The sequence below is a fragment of the Bartonella sp. TT121SHDZB genome (genome assembly GCF_042193415.1).
In the GTDB taxonomy this organism is placed as follows: Bacteria; Pseudomonadota; Alphaproteobacteria; order Rhizobiales; family Rhizobiaceae; genus Bartonella.
Genome location: NZ_JBHILR010000070.1, coordinates 1 through 604, shown reverse-complemented (window position 1 = coordinate 604; position 604 = coordinate 1). Strand labels below are relative to the sequence as shown.

2 protein-coding genes are annotated in these 604 nt (G+C 36.9%); both read left to right on the top strand.

What is annotated here, in order from left to right; all coding sequences use genetic code 11:
- The first annotated feature begins 63 nt into the window (after nt 1-63).
- Nucleotides 64-360: a hypothetical protein gene (locus ACFIKI_RS08545; RefSeq protein WP_050998749.1), complete on the top strand. Its 297-nt coding sequence runs from the start codon at nt 64-66 to the stop codon at nt 358-360.
- Between the two features lie 46 nt (nt 361-406).
- Nucleotides 407-604 (top strand): hypothetical protein (locus tag ACFIKI_RS08540; RefSeq protein WP_375666790.1); only part of this gene is annotated, 198 nt, incomplete at its 3' end.

Below are 604 nucleotides of genomic sequence, written 5' to 3'. Positions count from 1 at the left end.
CGGCCATTGAAGATTTTTTTCTGATGTTAAGAGTAAATTCTGTTCTAAGATTGGATCCCCATTATGATAAGTCTTCAAAAATCTAATTCCATTAAGTACATTAAACATATTACAAACCTTTATCGTATTAAAGCTTTAAAAGACTTTTCTGAAGTCAAAGCTGATGATCTCGGCGATTTTATTGAAAATGAAAGAAACCTATCGCATGAGGATAATTGCTGGGTTTATGATCATACCCGAATTTATGAAAATTCAAAAGTATACAATGATAGTAAAGTTTGTTGTCAAGCTTATGGCAATGTTGTGGCTTTTGGCACGACTTTCATCTTTCAGCTCCAAATTGGCTACATTTTGTTGTAATATACTTTGATGGGCTTAGCTGTGGTGTAATGGTTAAGAGCGGTGATTGTTTGTCCAGCGGCTAGTCCTATGCCCTTTGTCCGAGCTTACTTGTAAAGATGATGGTGCCATTGCTGACAAGGGATTGAGGAAACAATCCCGCACAGGCAAGAAAAAGCAAGCATGTGGAGGTTGTTGCTCATCACCAGCAGAAAGACTTAAGGCTCATATTCCGATGCATTTTTATAGTCTTTTACAAAAATGC